The organism is Rossellomorea vietnamensis (genome assembly GCF_001305855.1).
In the GTDB taxonomy this organism is placed as follows: Bacteria; Bacillota; Bacilli; order Bacillales; family Bacillaceae_B; genus Rossellomorea; species Rossellomorea vietnamensis_A.
The window spans coordinates 22,352-38,531 of the sequence record NZ_LIXZ01000018.1; the positions used below are offsets into that span (position 1 = coordinate 22,352).

At 41.8% G+C, this 16,180-nt stretch carries 24 protein-coding genes; 4 read left to right on the plus strand and 20 right to left on the minus strand.

Going from position 1 to position 16,180, the window contains the following annotated elements; translation table 11 throughout:
• Nucleotides 1-98: 98 nt before the first annotated feature.
• The 3 genes from msrB to AM506_RS17955 form a co-directional block, all read right to left on the minus strand.
• Nucleotides 99-1,037: a peptide-methionine (R)-S-oxide reductase MsrB gene (gene msrB / locus AM506_RS17945; protein WP_060673993.1), complete on the minus strand. Its 939-nt coding sequence runs from the start codon at nt 1,035-1,037 to the stop codon at nt 99-101.
• A 40-nt stretch (nt 1,038-1,077) separates the two neighbouring features.
• On the minus strand, nt 1,078-1,407 hold the full coding sequence (locus AM506_RS17950; RefSeq protein WP_060673995.1) for a CHY zinc finger protein: 330 nt from the start codon (nt 1,405-1,407) through the stop codon (nt 1,078-1,080).
• A 217-nt stretch (nt 1,408-1,624) separates the two neighbouring features.
• Nucleotides 1,625-2,296 carry a haloacid dehalogenase type II gene (locus tag AM506_RS17955; RefSeq protein ID WP_060673997.1) on the minus strand — a complete coding sequence of 224 codons (672 nt, stop codon included), beginning with the start codon at nt 2,294-2,296 and terminating at the stop codon, nt 1,625-1,627.
• 145 nt (nt 2,297-2,441) lie between these two features.
• On the opposite strand from AM506_RS17955, the gene AM506_RS17960 reads away from it, so the two are divergent.
• The 3 genes from AM506_RS17960 (at nt 2,442) to AM506_RS17970 (ending at nt 5,683) form a co-directional block, all read left to right on the plus strand.
• Nucleotides 2,442-3,911, plus strand: coding sequence for a phospholipase D family protein (locus AM506_RS17960; protein ID WP_060673999.1), 1,470 nt, complete (start codon nt 2,442-2,444; stop codon nt 3,909-3,911).
• Nucleotides 3,912-3,982: 71 nt separating this feature from the next.
• The gene (locus AM506_RS17965; protein WP_060674001.1) at nt 3,983-4,240 is read left to right on the plus strand and encodes a GlsB/YeaQ/YmgE family stress response membrane protein; all 258 of its coding nucleotides are present in this window, start codon (nt 3,983-3,985) and stop codon (nt 4,238-4,240) included.
• A 312-nt stretch (nt 4,241-4,552) separates the two neighbouring features.
• Nucleotides 4,553-5,683 (plus strand): glycerate kinase, encoded by a 1,131-nt coding sequence (locus AM506_RS17970; RefSeq protein ID WP_060674003.1) that lies wholly within the window; start codon nt 4,553-4,555, stop codon nt 5,681-5,683.
• A gap of 134 nt (nt 5,684-5,817) precedes the next feature.
• Here the strand turns inward: AM506_RS17970 and gvpU are convergent, their stop codons facing one another.
• The 16 genes from gvpU to AM506_RS18050 all read right to left on the minus strand — a co-directional run bounded on the left by gvpU (nt 5,818) and on the right by AM506_RS18050 (nt 14,894).
• Nucleotides 5,818-6,219, minus strand: coding sequence for a gas vesicle accessory protein GvpU (gvpU, locus tag AM506_RS17975; protein WP_060674005.1), 402 nt, complete (start codon nt 6,217-6,219; stop codon nt 5,818-5,820).
• Between the two features lie 19 nt (nt 6,220-6,238).
• Complete coding sequence (gene gvpT, locus AM506_RS22850) at nt 6,239-7,099, minus strand: GvpT/GvpP family gas vesicle accessory protein (protein ID WP_060674007.1); 861 nt, start codon at nt 7,097-7,099, stop codon at nt 6,239-6,241.
• A gap of 15 nt (nt 7,100-7,114) precedes the next feature.
• Nucleotides 7,115-7,447, minus strand: coding sequence for a gas vesicle protein (gvpJ, locus tag AM506_RS17985; RefSeq protein WP_060674009.1), 333 nt, complete (start codon nt 7,445-7,447; stop codon nt 7,115-7,117).
• A 22-nt stretch (nt 7,448-7,469) separates the two neighbouring features.
• Nucleotides 7,470-7,754, minus strand: coding sequence for a gas vesicle protein K (locus tag AM506_RS17990; RefSeq protein ID WP_034764925.1), 285 nt, complete (start codon nt 7,752-7,754; stop codon nt 7,470-7,472).
• Nucleotides 7,720-7,995: a gas vesicle protein gene (locus tag AM506_RS17995; RefSeq protein ID WP_044340208.1), complete on the minus strand. Its 276-nt coding sequence runs from the start codon at nt 7,993-7,995 to the stop codon at nt 7,720-7,722. The genes AM506_RS17990 and AM506_RS17995 overlap by 35 nt, the downstream gene beginning before the upstream one ends.
• Nucleotides 7,996-8,018: 23 nt before the next feature.
• Nucleotides 8,019-8,825, minus strand: a complete 807-nt coding sequence (locus AM506_RS18000) for a GvpL/GvpF family gas vesicle protein (protein WP_060674011.1) — start codon at nt 8,823-8,825, stop codon at nt 8,019-8,021.
• 4 nt (nt 8,826-8,829) lie between these two features.
• Nucleotides 8,830-9,090: a gas vesicle protein GvpG gene (locus AM506_RS18005; protein WP_060674013.1), complete on the minus strand. Its 261-nt coding sequence runs from the start codon at nt 9,088-9,090 to the stop codon at nt 8,830-8,832.
• Nucleotides 9,090-9,854 (minus strand): GvpL/GvpF family gas vesicle protein, encoded by a 765-nt coding sequence (locus AM506_RS18010; RefSeq protein WP_060674015.1) that lies wholly within the window; start codon nt 9,852-9,854, stop codon nt 9,090-9,092. Before AM506_RS18010 ends, AM506_RS18005 begins: the two co-directional genes overlap by 1 nt.
• 14 nt (nt 9,855-9,868) lie before the next feature.
• Nucleotides 9,869-10,792, minus strand: coding sequence for a gas vesicle protein GvpN (gvpN, locus tag AM506_RS18015; protein ID WP_060674017.1), 924 nt, complete (start codon nt 10,790-10,792; stop codon nt 9,869-9,871).
• A 30-nt stretch (nt 10,793-10,822) separates the two neighbouring features.
• Entirely contained in the window at nt 10,823-11,089 is a 267-nt protein-coding gene (gene gvpO / locus AM506_RS18020; RefSeq protein ID WP_034764910.1) for a gas vesicle protein GvpO, read from the minus strand.
• Nucleotides 11,090-11,169: 80 nt separating this feature from the next.
• Entirely contained in the window at nt 11,170-11,430 is a 261-nt protein-coding gene (gene gvpJ / locus AM506_RS18025; protein ID WP_034764908.1) for a gas vesicle protein GvpJ, read from the minus strand.
• 20 nt (nt 11,431-11,450) lie between these two features.
• Nucleotides 11,451-11,924 (minus strand): gas vesicle protein GvpQ, encoded by a 474-nt coding sequence (gene gvpQ, locus AM506_RS18030; RefSeq protein ID WP_060674019.1) that lies wholly within the window; start codon nt 11,922-11,924, stop codon nt 11,451-11,453.
• Between the two features lie 24 nt (nt 11,925-11,948).
• Nucleotides 11,949-12,440: a GvpT/GvpP family gas vesicle accessory protein gene (gene gvpT, locus AM506_RS18035; protein WP_060674021.1), complete on the minus strand. Its 492-nt coding sequence runs from the start codon at nt 12,438-12,440 to the stop codon at nt 11,949-11,951.
• Nucleotides 12,441-12,490: 50 nt separating this feature from the next.
• Nucleotides 12,491-12,751, minus strand: a complete 261-nt coding sequence (gene gvpA, locus AM506_RS18040) for a gas vesicle structural protein GvpA (protein ID WP_060674023.1) — start codon at nt 12,749-12,751, stop codon at nt 12,491-12,493.
• A gap of 361 nt (nt 12,752-13,112) precedes the next feature.
• Nucleotides 13,113-13,706: a hypothetical protein gene (locus AM506_RS18045; RefSeq protein ID WP_060674025.1), complete on the minus strand. Its 594-nt coding sequence runs from the start codon at nt 13,704-13,706 to the stop codon at nt 13,113-13,115.
• 9 nt (nt 13,707-13,715) lie between these two features.
• Nucleotides 13,716-14,894 (minus strand): ParM/StbA family protein, encoded by a 1,179-nt coding sequence (locus AM506_RS18050; protein WP_060674027.1) that lies wholly within the window; start codon nt 14,892-14,894, stop codon nt 13,716-13,718.
• A gap of 421 nt (nt 14,895-15,315) precedes the next feature.
• Here AM506_RS18050 and AM506_RS23410 point away from each other — a divergent pair, with 421 nt between their 5' ends.
• Complete coding sequence (locus AM506_RS23410; RefSeq protein ID WP_152968628.1) at nt 15,316-15,483, plus strand: hypothetical protein; 168 nt, start codon at nt 15,316-15,318, stop codon at nt 15,481-15,483.
• Between the two features lie 231 nt (nt 15,484-15,714).
• On the opposite strand, the gene essA is transcribed toward AM506_RS23410, so the two are convergent.
• On the minus strand, nt 15,715-16,179 hold the full coding sequence (gene essA, locus AM506_RS18055; protein ID WP_060674029.1) for a type VII secretion protein EssA: 465 nt from the start codon (nt 16,177-16,179) through the stop codon (nt 15,715-15,717).
• Nucleotide 16,180: the final 1 nt, after the last annotated feature.

A 16,180-nucleotide genomic window follows, 5' to 3' on the forward strand; every position in this document is an offset into this window, starting at 1 on the left:
TAAAGAACAACCGGAGGCGGCGGGACATCATCTGCTTCCGGTTGTTCTTTTTTTGTAAAGAGGAATCCCTTTGGCTAACCTTGTTGGCCGGCATGTCTTTATTGACGATGAAACAATATCAGGAAATCACCATATCCTTCCTCTTCCAGCTTCTCTTTAGGAATAAACCGCAAAGCTGCAGAGTTAATGCAGTAGCGAAGTCCTTTGGGACCCGGTCCATCGGAAAATACATGGCCAAGATGGGAATCTGCTTCTCTGCTCCTGACTTCCACCCGGGTGGAACGATGGGAGAGATCGTATTGTTCGCTCACGCTTGCGTTCATCACCGGCTTTGTAAAGCTTGGCCAGCCACACCCACTGTCATACTGATCTTTCGACGTGAAGAGGGGTTCCCCCGATACGATATCCACGTATATTCCTTCTCTCGTGTTATCCCAGAATTCGTTTTCATATGGTGGCTCCGTCCCGTTTTCCTGGGTGACGAAATATTGCATCTCTGTTAGCTTTCCTTTTAAATAGGAACGATCCTTAGGCCAATATTTCTTCAGAAAATCTTCTCTGCTTCGTTTGTACAGCGCATATCGGAAAGCATTTTTCTTATGGAAATCCTGATGATAGTCTTCTGCAGGATAAAATTCCCTGACAGGGAGGATTGGGGTCACGATAGGGTCTGCAAACCGTCCGCTCTTCTCCAATTCTATTTTAGAGGACTCCGCGAGCCTTTTTTGATGATCATTGTGATAAAAGATCGCGGTCCGATATGAGCTTCCCCGATCTTTGAATTGTCCTTCGGAATCTGTTGGGTCAATTTGTTTCCAGTAAAGATCCAGGAGTTTCTCATACGGAAATAAGGCAGGATCAAATAGGATCTGCACTGCTTCATAATGACCGGTTTCACCTGACGTCACTTCCTTATAATTCGGATCAGGCGTCTGCCCCCCAGTATAGCCGGAGATGATCTCTTTGATTCCTTCCTGATTCTCAAATGGCTCCACCATACACCAGAAACAACCTCCTGCAAACGTCGCCATTTCCATTTCATCATCCCCTTCGTTTCACGTGAAACATTGCTAGCATTCATCCTTCAAAGTACAGGTGGTAGTGGTTCTGACATCCAGGATTAAAAGCGGACTGACAATGCGGGCAGACCGATTGGCAATTCATATATTGTAAAATCGTTAACTCGTTTTTGCATTCCCCGCAAAGAATCGCTTTCGTATTCCACTCTTCCGGAGACCAGAGAATGGGATCATGATCCGCCACTTCTTCGTGACATGAGTGGCACGGATAATAAGTGTTACAGCATTTAAATTTAATGGCGATGATATCTTTTGATGTTCGATAATGCTTACATTTTGTTTTAGAATCCACTTCTACGCCGGATACCGGAATCAGCTTTTCAGTCATGATCTTCCTCCCCAATCAGTATGTAGTAGTCTTCTATAAGCTTCGCATTCCTCTTATAACCGAAAGGAAACCAGTCTAATGATCTACCTGTACTATACAATGAATTTAAACGGAAAGGGAGTGGGAAGATTTTTGAAGTTAACCGGAACCAACGAGAAAAAGAAAAGCTGATCCATCTTGTGTCTTAAAACGACGCAAGAAGATCCGCCTCTTATTCCTAGCTCTTATGATCCAGTATTCCGTTCAGATCACCATAGACAAAATCGGGTTTCACACCCAGCTCATCCATTACTTTATCCTGTCGGTTGATCCATGCCGTATGGAATCCAAAGTTGGCTGCTCCTGCAATATCCCATGGATTGGACGACATGAATAAGACTTCCTCCCTTTTGACACCAAGCTTTTTTAGAACAAACTGATAGGCCATCGGTGTTGGTTTGAATTGCTTCACCTCATCCACTGTCAGCACTTCATCCAATAAGTGACCAAACGACGACTGCTCAACCAGTGGTGAAAGCATATCCAGGGAACCATTGGAGAATATCGCTGTTTGATGAGAGGTTAATTCTCCCAACACACTCTCCACTTCATCATAATGAGTTAATTCAAGATAAGCATCCAGTAACACCTTCTCCTTTTCATCGGAAAGATCGACTCCGACCTGCACACACGCGTAATGAAGGGCATCCTTCGTGATGGAGAAAAAGGTCTTATACGTTCCCATCAGCTGACGCAGGAAGCTGTACTCCAATTGTTTCTGCCGCCACACCTGACTGATCTCCTCCCCTTTATCAGGAAAAAGTTCATTACACTTTTCAATGACGGAATGAACATCAAATAGCGTTCCATAAGCATCGAAGACAAAAGCTTTAATATTGAGATTAGACATGCAAACCCTCCTCACAGATTCTCCTTATATAATAGACTATTTCCCGGAATGTAAACTTACACGCGCAACTTTCTTCCACGGATGTGGATTCCCACTCTGCCATTAGGGGTATAGTAAGAAAAAACCGTAGAACAGGGGAATTCATTTGAAGAAAAAGAAAAAGTGGTATGAGAAGAAAAAATGGTGGATTTGGGGAGCCATCATACTGATCCTGACAGTGGTGATGATCTACAACCGCATCAAGCCTTTACCACCAGGAATCTCTTACGCAAGCGACACTTATACCATACCCGAGGGGGACGTAGATTTCTTATACGACCTTACCTATCAGAAGGATGGGAAAGAACTTTATGAGCAATCGATCTTTGATGAGGTGTTTCAAACCATTGAAGAAGCAGATGATTTTCTTATTTTGGACTTATTCTTAGTAAATGGTTATACAAAGGGTGACCGTGATTATCCGAAGATCAGTGAAACATTGTCCAGGAAGATCGAAGAACAAATGAAAAAGAAGCCCGACCTGAAAGTAGTCTTTATCAGTGACGAAGTCAACACGACATACGGCTCACATCAAGCGAAACAAATTGAACCATTGGAAAAGCTAGGAGCTGAAGTGGTGTTTACCGATTTGAATCGCCTTAGAGACCCAAACCTCATCTATTCCGGTGTATGGAGGACCGCTTTAGGATGGTTTGGACAGGACGGCTACGGATGGCTGCCTAACCCGATGGCCCCTTCTGCCCCGAAGGTCACGATGAGATCCTATTTGAAACTTTTGAACGTAAAAGCCAATCATCGTAAAGTCGTCATCTCGGAAGACTCGGGACTCATCCTATCCGCCAACCCCCATGATGCCAGCGGCTTTCACTCGAATATCGCTTTTCAGGTTAAAGGGGACATCATCAAAGATATGGTCAAAGCTGAAAAAGCCGTAGCGGATTTTTCAGGGGGCGACCTTAATGCTTTCCCTTCGGAAAAAGAGGTCAACGATTCCGTCAAAGCCCCTCCTTCCAGTGAAAGGTCTGTCACCGCACAGATCCTGACGGAAAGGGAGATTCAAAAAGGGGTGGTGAAGGCGTTAGATGACGCAAAAAAAGGGGACGAAGCCTGGATTGGGATGTTCTACCTTGCGGATCGGGACATCATTGATGCCATCGAAGACGCGGCAGAACGTGGAGTGGACATCCGGTTAGTCCTGGACCCGAACCAGAACGCCTTTGGACAAGAAAAGATCGGACTCCCTAACCTCCCCATTGCAGCCGAGCTTCATAAACTTGAGAACGAACATATTACCATCAGATGGTATAACACGAATAAAGAACAGTATCACACGAAATTCATTTATGTAAAAGGGAAAAAGCAAAGTACCGTCATCGGAGGATCCGGCAATTATACATCCCGGAACCTGGATGATTATAATCTTGAAGAAAACCTGAAACTGACGGCCCCTTCAGACAACAAAACCATGGTGGAAGTCGACGACTATTTCGATCGGATTTGGAATAACAAAAACGGGACATACACCGTTGATTATGAAAAATATCAGGATAAGTTACCTGCTGTTAAGTATGTCATGTATATTCTGCAGAAAATTTTTCAAGTTACAACATATTAGGTTTTGACATTTGAAAAAAGGGGAAATTACTTTATAACAACACAAAAACATTACATGGAGGTAAGAAAAAAATGGGTATTATTTTGTATTTAATTGTTGGTGGAATCATCGGTTGGTTAGCTGGTCTAATTTTAGGTAAAAACGTTCCTGGAGGAATCATCGGAAACATTATAGCAGGTATTATCGGTGCATGGATCGGCGGGGAACTTCTTGGAAGCTTCGGCCCGTCCCTTGCAGGAATCGCTATCATCCCGGCATTATTGGGAGCGATCATCTTCGTATTCCTATTAAGCTTAATTCTAAGAGGAATGAGAAGAACGTCTCATTAAGAAAGAATACTGAAACCCCTGGATTCCAGGGGTTTTTATTTGTGCTAAAAGACATAAAAAAACAGCCCATGCAGGCTGCCCTCTTAATACGTCATCGATTTCTTATGTCTTCTTTTATTCCGATACTTCTTATAAATCGGGTAAATGATAGGTCCCCATTTGATCAGTCTTCCCATTAAACGTTTCATGAAGGTAACCTCCTTTGTATAGTATTCTTTACCCGAATATGCGGAAAGAAAACATATGCTAGAATGAAGGAAACACGATTGATTCGATAAAACACTATAAAATAATGTGAAATAAGGAGCCGCTATGAATATTGTGATTGCACCCGATTCATTTAAAGGAAGTTTAAGCTCAATCGAGGTTGGAACCATCATGGCAAAAGCGTTTCTGGATGTATCTTCAAGCTTTCAAACGAACGTCATCCCCATGGCTGATGGTGGAGAAGGAACGCTTGAAACCTTAATATACGCTAAGGAAGGAAAGAAAGTAAAAACAATCGCAACGGGACCCTTGGGAGTGAGTATTGAGACCGAGTACGGTGTGTTAGGAGATCAAAAAACGGCAGTCATTGAAATAGCGTCCATTGCAGGTTTACCAATGGTTCCAATGGAAAAACGAAACCCCTTCCACACCACGTCAAGGGGCATCGGGGAAGTCATTATATCAGCTGTTGAAAGTGGCTTTCGAGACTTCATTATCGCCCTTGGAGGGAGCTCTACCAATGATGGGGGATTCGGTATGCTCCAATCACTCGGAGTTACCTTCTTAGATAAAAAGGGCATTGCTGTCGGGTCCTTTGGGAATAATCTCGGGTACATCTCCAAAGTCGATTGGAGTACCCTTCACCCCGCAGTGAGAGAGAGTTCCTTTCGCATTGCTTCAGACGTTGAAAACCCTCTATGCGGAGAAACAGGCGCCTCTACTGTATTCGGTCCCCAAAAAGGCGCCACGAAAGAGCAGGTGAAAGTACTTGATCAACAGCTCTTTCACTTTAGCCAGTTGCTTCAAAAAGAAAGAGGAACCAATTTCCGGGACTCGATAGGGGCCGGAGCAGCAGGAGGACTCGGATTTGCCTTTTTGCATTTGAATGGAATAATCGAATCCGGCGCAAAATTGGTTGCTGAAGCTTCCAGCCTTTCCTTTGCCATTCAGGATGCTGATTGGATTCTAACTGGTGAAGGACAGAGTGATAATCAAACATTATTTGGTAAACTCCCTACCTATATTGCAACCATCGCAAAACGGCATCACACTCCCGTATCCCTTATTTCAGGGGGGTTAGGAGAAGGATACCAACATTTATACGAAGACTTTACAAGTTGCCATTCCATCGCAATAGGACCCATGCATCTTCACGAGAGCATCCGTCGGGCAGAAGAACTTCTTTACCATGAAACAAGGAATCTTGCCCGGATTCTACACGTTACAAATAGTTAGAGAAAACCATCAGCTGTCACATCCTTCACAGGAGAAGATCTTTGTCGAAAGACGTCACTTCCTCCCCGGGAAATAATTCCTTGTCGAGAGGTTTTACATACAAAAAAGCAACCGAAATCGGCTGCTTTTTTGTATTATTTACTACTTTTCGATTCTGCAATCTTTCCTAAGAAGAACCCATCGACCTCACTTATTTTCCCACGCCACATGATCTTTCCTTTTGAAGGAGTCGGCTTGCTGTCGCCACAATACACCTTAGTATTCTTCAAATGAATAAAGTGGGCTTCAGCACTTTGACCTTCTTCCACAGATTCTCCCGCTTTCGCTAGCTCTTCACTCAGCTTCTGAGCCACCTCACTGCCATCCTCAAAGGTTTCACTCAATGAATCGAAGTATTCCTTTGCGGAGACGAGGGTACCCGTTATGACGGCTCCCTTGACGTTTAACGTGATGTCTAATGAAAAGTCATGTTTGTTTGATGCCTGTACAAAAAATTCTAAGATGCTGTCCTTTCCTGTACCTGATTCTACACTCATTTTCACATCTCCTTTATCGTTATGCTACTGTGTCGTCTTCGGTAGAAAGTGTTGTATCTTCTTCTTGATCTTCGGCTTTATCATCATCTTTTTTTGCAGATTTTTTACTTTTAGCTGAAGACTTGCGAGTAGAACGCTTCTTTCCCTTTGAACCTGATTTAACGTTTGATTTCTTCTTGCCAGAAGCTTCTTCCTCATCTTCGCTCTCATCTTCGTCTTCTTCGTTTTCATTTTCGTTCTCGTCTTCTGCTTTTTCATCTACATCTGAATCTTCGTCTTCTTCATCGTCTTCCTCTTCATCAGATGCTTCTTCTTTAGACTTTTTAGAAGATTTCTTGCTTGAAGAAGTTTCTTCTTTTTCTTCTTTTTCTTCTTCATCCTCGTCTTCCTCATCTTCGCTTTCGTCTTCACGTGCTGCGGCAATTTGATTCATTTTCTCTTCTAACTGCTGCAGGCGGTCCTGAAGCTCTTCATTTTCCTGTTTAAGGGCGTCATAGTCCTGGTTCGACTCTTCTTCCTGGTTGTTCGTTTCTGTTGAATTTACGGACGTTTCCGTGTCTTCAGAAGCTTCTTCCTCTTTATCACGCTTAAACAGGTTGGCTGTTGATGATTTTAGTGACACAGCGGCTTTTCTGGATCTTTCTTTTGCTGCTTTCCCGAAATCCAAGCTCTTACTTTTTAATTTCTCTTGGTCAATACGATCTAATAGTTTTTTTCCATTTTCAGGTGTTGCCAGATATCCTACAGTTGCTCCCAACAGACTTCCAGCTACAGTTCTCTTAATAGGGCCACTTCTTCTTGTCTTGTTCTCATTCGTTGAATTCTTTTCCTGTCCTTCATTCTCAACTGTTGTGTTTTGCGTATTATTTTTTTCTGCCATTGGTAAAACCTCCATTTAGTTTGTTGTTTCCGCCGAATTAAGACGGTTCGTATCCAGTTTCTTTTCAAGTGATTCCAGTCGTTCTTGTAATTTCTTATTTTCCTCTTCCAGTGCTCTCGTGTTGTTATCTGCGGCTTTGGAACTTAAATAGGGATCATTTTCCCACCAGTCCATGCCTATTTCTTTTGCTTTATCCACAGAAGCAACGATTAAGCGGATCTTTATCGTAAGCAGCTCGACATCGGCAATTCCCACCGTGATATCTCCTGCAACGACAACACCTTTATCTAAAATCTTTTCTAATACATCCACGATTGTGTTGGATTGTACCGGATGCTCCATACCCATCATGTAACCTCCCTAATCGGCATTACATTAAGCTCCCTAAAGGACCTAAATCTATATTCAAGTCTTCTGCATCAAGACCAAATACCTCTTTTAACTCTTCCATTTTTTCTTCTAAGTTCATTAGGGCTATGCCTAGATTCTCTACCTGTTCATCTGTTAGCGTCCCGCCTTCCACACGCCGCATCGCATGTCTCTCAACGATTTGCCTTAATAGTTCTACAACGGTCAATACAAGCTGTGCCAATCCTTGTTCTGCTTTTTCCGGGTCGAAATTAATTCGCCCATTTGTCCCGCTGGCCTGTTGCATGAATCAATCCCTCCCTTTCTTTATCGAATTGATCGGATGTTACAGTTTTACGTGTTCCTTGTTTATGTTGAACCAACGTTTCCACTGAGGAGATCAGCACTCGTAAATCCAGATAAACGAGGTCGACCCCGGCAATGGATATAATCAAATCTCCCTTAATCGCCACACCTTTATCGAGAATGACATCTAAAATATCTATTAGGGCTATATCTTTGTTCTCGATCGATTCTCTGACTGTCATATTTCTCATTCCTTATTTTGTGATTAAGAAAAACTAGAAAAATGATAAGGTGGCCAAGGGCCCGATGCTTCAATTTTCCAACCTGCGTGTCCCAGTTCTTCTTCGTATTGCTTTATTTCTTCTACAAATTCATCTACTTTGGCTGCAGGAAGGAGAAATACACTATTCCAAGCCATATGTTCCTGTCGGCCTGTTACATCCTTACTCCAATTTTTTTTGATATTCCCATGCAGGGAATGTTCTTTCAGCTTTTCATGAACCTCTTCACAAAGCCGGTTCTTCTCGTTTTCAAGTTCCCGATCAATCAGCTGATCGATCTTTTTCTTTTCAAAAAACTGCCTGCCCTTTGGTAATTCGCTGATTTCTTTCCTTTTAGCTTCGATGGATGGATTGTTTTCACTTACCTGCTCTTTCAGCAGCTTATCGTCACAGTAGATCTTGACGTTCCACTCTTCGTTGCCATCCAGCTGTTCAAAGGTCGTTTCCAGCTTATTTCGATTGCCTTCTATCGTAGACTTGAGGCTATCCTCGTTTTTGTATAATGTACAGAACTTCAAGGGGATGATGGTATACAACTTTGAAACCATCAATACCGTTTCGTGATGATGAAACGCCTTTTCTTGAAGCCAGTCCATGTCGTTATCAACTTTGTCCTTAATGGACTCTTCAGAGTATTCATTTGATGGTAAATCACAAACAACGGCTGTCACTTCTCCGATTTCAATCGTGTACAGCTCACTTTCTCCATCGAATCCTTTCATGGAGGGCAGGCTGTTTTCATTCGCTTCTTTTCTCGGAATTAATCCGTATAAATAAAGTAAATCGCTCATCTGATCACCCTTGTTTCTTTTTCGTTAATTCTTCCCATTGTTCCATTTCCATCTGTTTCGCTATTTCATACCTTGTTAAAAGCTCATCTTCTTTTTCCTGGAATGCTTCCTCAGGAATTTCTCCCAATTCATACATCATTTGAAGCTGAATCAATTTTTGTTGAATGGTAGGAAGGTCGTACAATTCTTTGTCTGCTTCTTCTTTGATCTTTTCGGCGACTTTTATGACTAAATTAATTGGTGCACTCGCCAATTTATGAATCATTAGCCTTCTTCAACCTTCAAGCGTATGTTGACAAAGTTGTATGCCGGCCAAGGCCCGCTGTAATTAAATTCGACCTTATCCTTCCATTTTTCATGTGCTTCATTGACCTTTTGATCAAACAACTCTTCCTGATCCCGGTCAATTAAGAAAGAAGCGTTAAGAAGCATTTTCTCACTTGAAGGCTCGTTGGCTTTTGCCGATACTGCCGATTCCTCAAGAGGTGCATAAACTTCTTCCTTAATCTCACTCTGCAGGGAAGCAAATAGCTTCTGAGCCATTCCGCCAAGCTGAATGCGGTCATAATACGCTGCCGATTCTGATTTCCCTTTAACGGCTGAGGCCATTTTTTCTACTTGAGGATTATCCTTTACCATGGCTTCAAGCCATTCCTTTTTACCGATCACCTTTAAGCCCAGCTCGATTTTCCCCTTAATTGCCGGGAAAAGGGTCTCGAACTGCGGATAAAGGTTTTCAAGCAGGGCCTCAACATCGTCTGTCGACTTAAAGACATTACCGAAGCTAATCGGGATGACTGTATCCTTTTGTTCCATAACCCGGGCTACAGCTCCCTGGTGCATGAGTAAATTCTGCTTCTTAGGATGATAGATTTTCATGGGCACTTCTGCCGCTACCATAGCTGCGTCCTTATATCTGACCGTGAACGTCTCGCGTTCTTCGCCTTCTATTTCAATCGAACCAAATTGATCGTCTTCATTGGTTTGTATGGCACAAAATATATAAATTCCCATCTCTTCCTGACTCATCAAAATACTCTCCTTTATTCCTCAGATACCTTCATGCGTTTACATGCATCTATAATGAATTGTTCTGCTTTTTCTTGTGGGTTTTCTCCGTCGATACATCGACTTATGCTATGTGCTGTTATATCAATACATAGACGTTGAAAATCTGTATCTTTACCGTCTATGGGAATGTCTGATTCAATGGCGAGTCTTGCAATCATCAAGGAAGCACGCAAGCTCGGTCCGTTCATTTCATTTGTACATTGATCGCGTAATGCTGAGATTAGTGTAGTAATCGCTCTTGCTTCACTCATGACCAAGTCAGCTTTTTCTGATACAATCTTCGCTTCTTGTTCTGCTCCCTTGTAATCCACGTTAATGGTGATTAACCTATCGAGTAGAGCATCCTGTGTTTGATAAACCCCTGCATACTCTGCAGGATTACTAGTAAATATGATGGCAAATTCCGGGTGTACTCTAATAAAGGGCTCTGTGAGCTTCGAACCATATAAAGGAATGATTCCTTCTTCCAAAATGGATAGGAAGATATTATTTGTCGTCGGCTGTGATCGTGTAAATTCATCGTATACAAGTGTATAACCATTCTTGACGGCTTCCAGTAAACGTCCGTCTCTCCATGTCTCTGTGACGCTTTCGTCCTTTTTATAAACGGATCGTACATATTGATCGACGACCTTTTTACTTGTATAACCCGTAAAATCACCGATTAAGTCTTTATTATTCAGTTCGTGATTACCGTGCATGAGCATAACCGGTCTTTTTCTCTTTTTCGCAAGTGCGAGTGCAAGAGATGTTTTCCCGGCCCCGGAAGGACCTGTGAAATGCACAGGATATCCAGCTTTAAGGTATTGCAATGAGCGCGAAAGCAATTCTTTCGTTTCATCATCTTGTATTAATGCCCTGCTATCCTTTTTGATCCGTTTAGTTAAGACCGTCACGTACAATTCCCTCCTACTCGCTAAAGGACACTACATTTCCTGTCCGATGGCACTTCTGTAACGGATATCCCGTCGTTTAAATGATGTGACTTCCTTTTCTTTATTGAGAAGAACATCATATGTGCCAAGCATTTCGTCTTTCGCATATTTCTTCATATATTCTTTTTCTTCAATGACCTCCACTTGCAGTTTCCAGCCTTCGTCTTCTGTCAGTTCCACTGACGTGATCTTATGGACCGGAGCTACATGTTCATTGAAGAAATCCGTCACACTATTCATGATTTCTTTGATTACCATAGCTGCCTCCTACTGTAGATGAAGGGGAGGGTGCCGAAAACGGCCCCCTTCAAATACTGATTCCTTTGCTTTCAGTCCTATTAAATGCTGAACTGGGAACTTCTTTCATTCTGCTGTGTAGCAAGTCCGTTTTCCTCGACGTCATCCCGTAAAAGACCTACAGCTTCTGCATAACGCAACCATGTATCTACGCTTGCGATGACGACCCTTGCTTCAACGGTCAATATTTCAATTCCGACGACAGATACTCTTGCAAATGCGTCAATGACGATTCCTTTGTCTAGAATTCGGTCGATGACTTCTGCTAAACTCGAACTATTATTACTTTTTTGTATAGCCAATTTCATTCTCCTTCCGGTGTCTAAGAACAGATTGTCTTAATGTCTTTTGATGATTTAATATTTTCCGAACTTTTTATTTCGGTGGAACTCTTAATGTTAAAGGAACTCTTGATGTCACTTGCTCCTTTAATATTTCCCACACCTTTGATTTTTGTTTGTTTGTCATTCGATGAAGAGATTTTCTTTTGAAACTCTTCTCCTGCTTCCTTTGCGTTTCCTAACTTTTCTCGTACGGAAAGCAGGACATCCTGTACTTTTTCCTTTGCTTCTTCTGCTTTGTTATGAACATTGTTGGCATTTTTCTCTTTTGCGTTCTCTAACTTCTCTGATGCTTCGTTCGCCTTTGATTGAAGCCCGTCTTCCACACTCTCTACAAATTTTTCCTTCGCCTTTTCTTTCATCGTGTCTTTCACTTTCTCTTTCACTGGCTCCGGAGCATGCTCGTATGCTTTTTTAGCCATCTTCTGAGCTGCTTTTTTTACAGGCTTACTCATGTAATGCCCCCTTCAGGGATGCGATTATTTCTTGGAATCCACCAGGCTGTTCAGCATTTCTTCAATTCGTTCTAAACGATCATTCAAATTCTTGTTTTCTTCTTTGATTTCTTCTAATTCTTCTGACTGATTCGAAGAATTTTCATTCTTTTCAACTTTTCCATCAGAATTTTCCGATGCCTCTTCTTTTTTCTTCTTAGGTGACAGTAAGCCACCTTCCAGCCTGCTCATATATCCGGTAGCGGATTGTCTAAGGGTGATGATGGCCTGCTCTGTCAGGAATTCCTGTGCTGACCTTCGCAATTCTTTACTTGCGGCTTTCATCACATCTGATTTCCCTAGGCTGTCCACTACTTTTTTTCCTGTACCGGGATTTGAAAGTAGACCGATTCCTGCTCCAACCACCCCGCCGATAATTGCGTAATTCATGGATTGTCTGTTTTCAGTGGATTGTTCTTCCTTTTCATCATTGCTTTTCGTTTCATCTACCTGTTGACTGCTTTTCACTTCTGACATATTCATCCTCTTTTCTATTAAAGTAGTAAAACTATATTTCAATTACTTGTTTATATGCTGAATGCGGTCCCTCTTTCATTCTCCTGCTTGGCGAGACCCTCTTCCTGGACCTCGTCTCTTAAAAGCCCAACTGCTTCTGCATACCGTAACCACGTATCGACACTTGCGATTACCACCCGTGCTTCTATAGTAAGAATCTCGATTCCTACTAAGGAAACCCTGGCGAATGCATCAATGACGATTCCTTTATCCAGGATTCTATCAATGACTTCTGCGAGACTTGAGCTATCATTACTTTTTTGAATACTCATCTAATCTCTCCTCTTTAGTGGTGTAGCCAATGACTGACGTGCCATGTTTTATTCTGTTTAATCGGTGTTTACCTCGATTTATCCCCTGTCTAAACCACGGGGTGGGAATTAATTGAAGTAAACTGCCATTTTTTATACATGTTTTAAAGGGGTTGTAACGGACTGTAACATTTTTTCCTTAGAGGCATCTGCATTGGTGGGTTTTTGGTGAAAAATATAATTCAAATAAGACAAATCGATTACAGTTTCCAAGTATAATAGGTAGTTGAATTCAGTAGGAATATATGCATTAAAGGGATAGGGTATATAGAACCAAAAAGAACCTGAAGTATAGGGCCAAGGGCCTCACTTCAGGTTCTTATCATTTATTCATTTGGGCGAGAAAATCTCCCAAGAGGTCGTCCATCGATTCTTCTTTAGGCTCTTCATTGACGGTTTCCTCTGGTTTCATAGCATTGTCCCAATCGAAGTTGTCCAGTTCTTCATCTGTTGAGTAGGAACGCTCATCAACTACTTCTTCAGGGTCAGCATCCATCACTTGATCAAGGGACCACGCTCTTTCGGGATCGTGACTTGCTGCCGATTCTTCCTGAAGATAAAGCGCTTCATTGATATCCAATGAATTACTGCTCAAAGAAGCAAGAAGGGAGGCCGTTCGAACCGGGTTTGAAAGCAACTGGTACACGATGCTCCCAAGCAGGGCTTCTGAGTGTTTATGCTTCAGCCAGTCACGTTGGGACTTGTCCAATCCCTTCGGAAGGGGAATCGTAATAGCTTCCCGCTGTTTGGAAATCGTATCATTTACCCCATTTAGGACAAGCTCTGCAATTTTACTGGAGAAATTTCGTTTTTCTTTTTCTTTGAGCTTTTGTAAATGTTTTAATACGTGATCAGGTGTATCTGAAGGGAGCCGAAATGTGATCGGCTGTCCCCTCGACATCCCTTTTTCAGTCATACCATCACCCTATTTGGTTTTCGCTAATTTTTGTTCTTCTTTCGGGGCTTGTTGCTTTTGAGTTTTTCTTGAGAAGTCGGCAATCAGCTTGTAGTAAGCGTTTGCCATCATCCAGATACTTTCCTTCTCATCTTCAAAGAAGTCGATATTGTAGCCATCAAGATTATTGTTAAGCGTCTTGATATACTCCTTTAGGACGCTGGAGCCGCCACCGATGAAGTAACAGATCTCTGTTTGGGAATTCTTTTGCCACATATTACGAAGATGGCGGTACTGCTTCTTAGCCAGTTCAAGCATAATGCGGTCCACGATGTCGTGTACGCTTGTCCGACTACCTTTTACCATAATATGATTGCGGTCATTTTTCTTCGTGATGATTTCGACCACATCACGGCGGCTGTCAAGCTCAATTCCATGTCTTGAACGGATTTCCTCACGGATCAACTCAAGTGATTCAGATACACCCAGGTTAAATCCTTGGGCTTTATCATCGTCTACTTTACGATCTTTGATGACCGCGATATCTGTTGATAATCCACCAATATCCTGAATCAAGATGCGCTTATCAATCAAATCTTTGTTGATGATATTTGAATTATTGTCCATCACAAGGTTGATAAAAGCAGCAAATCCCTCAGGATACACCTTCACTTCATCAAATTTAATATTTACTTTGATACCTTGATAGCGTGGAGTGACAAGGAACTCGACCTGGTGAACCGAACCTAATAATCTTGAACGATATCCAACATCTTTTCCTTCCTTTACTTCACGCAGGGGAAGACCAGTTCCGAGCGTGTAGTTTGCTTCTATTACATTATTATTCTTTTTAAAATCTGATCCATTACGTGCTGCATCCAAAGCAATAGAAGCAAACAGCATGACCAACGTTTGATCTTCTTCTGATTTACTGCTGCCCGGATCCAGTTCAGTCGAGTTATTGCTCTTTGTCGCAAGATTACCGACACGATAAATTGCATTATTGTCTTTCAGAGCAGGGGAGTGGACACGGATATGTATGCCGTCTAGTGGGTCTTGTGTATCCAGCTCCTCTATACCGATGATAGGACGGTCTTCAACATCCCTTGCGATGACGTTCGGGATATTCACCTCAGCGTCCATTTTCCCAAAAATACCTTTTAAAGAATCATTACCAACATCAATGGCTGCAATGCGAGAATTCGTCATTAAAATCATCCTTTCATTCATGAGTGAGAATTTGTCTAAACATTTCAACTCTTACTCTCAGAGTATACAATTTCTCGTCTTCGGTCAATCCTACTTTTCTATCGAATATGGCGAGTAAGAGCACGTTGATTTGTACACATTTTTGTATCGTTGTATACATTAATTGTACACATGGCTTTATACCAGTATGTGTACTTGTTTGTGTACACGTATACTTTTTTGCATACAATTGTGTACGTTTTTGTTTACATGTATACAAATTTGTAAACTTAAGTTTTTTTACATATTGTTACTTTAAATTGTGCTCATTCTACTACCATATGAAACTAGCAAACTGCCTTTTTATTAGCGCGTAGTTGCAATATCCTTCAATTGTCCGCTTACGAGTGGTGTATCAACATAGCCAGGGCAAAACCTTGGCATTTCAACCTTCCCTCAATCCATTTCTAAAAAAGTGGACCAGGGAGTCGTGAAATCCATCCCCATCGAAAATCCGGTCGTTCCTTGGAACTTAGGGATCATCACAAAAAAAGGAAGATATGAATCTTTTGCTGTTCGTGAATTCAAGAAAATGCTGGATGATCGATAAAACCTATAACTATTTTGCATACCTTTAATCAAAAAGAGACCTGAATGAATCGTCAGGTCTCTTTTTGGTTAGATTGCTTTATTTAGGCTCTTCACTCCAAGTACCGCCTTACCCCTTATCATAGTCGGTTTGACGTAATTAAGGGCCACCTGAGCCTTTTCAAGGGTTGGTGGATGAGACTCATGATTAATAAGGAAAAGGTGCCCATATTTTGCTTGGCACCTCTTCTTTTTATTTCAATCCCTGTTTTCTTTGAGTCGTTCGATTCCAGATGATAATAACCGTGATGAGAAGTATTACACAAATCCCTACAAAAACAGCAATCAGAAGAGAAACGGAAGAAGATGATTGACTGTCCTCTTCCAATCCACCTAATCGGGCCGATTCGGATTGCCTAAAAAGTTTCAGATTTACAGCTTTTGCTTTTATTGTATTGGTATCTTTTTTTTCACTGTAAAAAATTTTAGCTTTCAGCTCGCTCAACCCGTTGCTCCGCCGCCCTTCAAAGGTAAGACTCTTTTGTTCATCGGGAATTTGTATTTTCTGGTTCGTAGATGACTGATCATGGATAAGGTCACTATTCTTTTTGAACTTATTTTTCTGATAATCGTTCGGTATCAATTCGTTTATGCTTGTACCTGCAAATATAGGTGAACCGAACATCATCATCACACTGACGATTGAAGTCAGGAGCAAA

Excerpts from the sequence above, each read along its gene's own strand:
- msrB (WP_060673993.1), bottom strand. The coding sequence starts at position 1,037 with ATGGAAATGGCGACGTTTGCAGGAGGTTGTTTCTGGTGTATGGTGGAG.
- AM506_RS17950 (WP_060673995.1), bottom strand. The coding sequence starts at position 1,407 with ATGACTGAAAAGCTGATTCCGGTATCCGGCGTAGAAGTGGATTCTAAA.
- AM506_RS17955 (WP_060673997.1), bottom strand. The coding sequence starts at position 2,296 with ATGTCTAATCTCAATATTAAAGCTTTTGTCTTCGATGCTTATGGAACG.
- AM506_RS17965 (WP_060674001.1), top strand. The coding sequence starts at position 3,983 with ATGGGTATTATTTTGTATTTAATTGTTGGTGGAATCATCGGTTGGTTA.
- AM506_RS17970 (WP_060674003.1), top strand. The coding sequence starts at position 4,553 with ATGAATATTGTGATTGCACCCGATTCATTTAAAGGAAGTTTAAGCTCA.
- gvpU (WP_060674005.1), bottom strand. The coding sequence starts at position 6,219 with ATGAGTGTAGAATCAGGTACAGGAAAGGACAGCATCTTAGAATTTTTT.
- gvpT (WP_060674007.1), bottom strand. The coding sequence starts at position 7,099 with ATGGCAGAAAAAAATAATACGCAAAACACAACAGTTGAGAATGAAGGA.
- gvpJ (WP_060674009.1), bottom strand. The coding sequence starts at position 7,447 with ATGGGTATGGAGCATCCGGTACAATCCAACACAATCGTGGATGTATTA.
- AM506_RS17990 (WP_034764925.1), bottom strand. The coding sequence starts at position 7,754 with ATGCAACAGGCCAGCGGGACAAATGGGCGAATTAATTTCGACCCGGAA.
- AM506_RS17995 (WP_044340208.1), bottom strand. The coding sequence starts at position 7,995 with ATGACAGTCAGAGAATCGATCGAGAACAAAGATATAGCCCTAATAGAT.
- AM506_RS18000 (WP_060674011.1), bottom strand. The coding sequence starts at position 8,825 with ATGAGCGATTTACTTTATTTATACGGATTAATTCCGAGAAAAGAAGCG.
- AM506_RS18005 (WP_060674013.1), bottom strand. The coding sequence starts at position 9,090 with ATGATTCATAAATTGGCGAGTGCACCAATTAATTTAGTCATAAAAGTC.
- AM506_RS18010 (WP_060674015.1), bottom strand. The coding sequence starts at position 9,854 with ATGAGTCAGGAAGAGATGGGAATTTATATATTTTGTGCCATACAAACC.
- gvpO (WP_034764910.1), bottom strand. The coding sequence starts at position 11,089 with ATGGTAATCAAAGAAATCATGAATAGTGTGACGGATTTCTTCAATGAA.
- gvpQ (WP_060674019.1), bottom strand. The coding sequence starts at position 11,924 with ATGAGTAAGCCTGTAAAAAAAGCAGCTCAGAAGATGGCTAAAAAAGCA.
- gvpT (WP_060674021.1), bottom strand. The coding sequence starts at position 12,440 with ATGTCAGAAGTGAAAAGCAGTCAACAGGTAGATGAAACGAAAAGCAAT.
- gvpA (WP_060674023.1), bottom strand. The coding sequence starts at position 12,751 with ATGAGTATTCAAAAAAGTAATGATAGCTCAAGTCTCGCAGAAGTCATT.
- AM506_RS18045 (WP_060674025.1), bottom strand. The coding sequence starts at position 13,706 with ATGACTGAAAAAGGGATGTCGAGGGGACAGCCGATCACATTTCGGCTC.
- AM506_RS18050 (WP_060674027.1), bottom strand. The coding sequence starts at position 14,894 with ATGACGAATTCTCGCATTGCAGCCATTGATGTTGGTAATGATTCTTTA.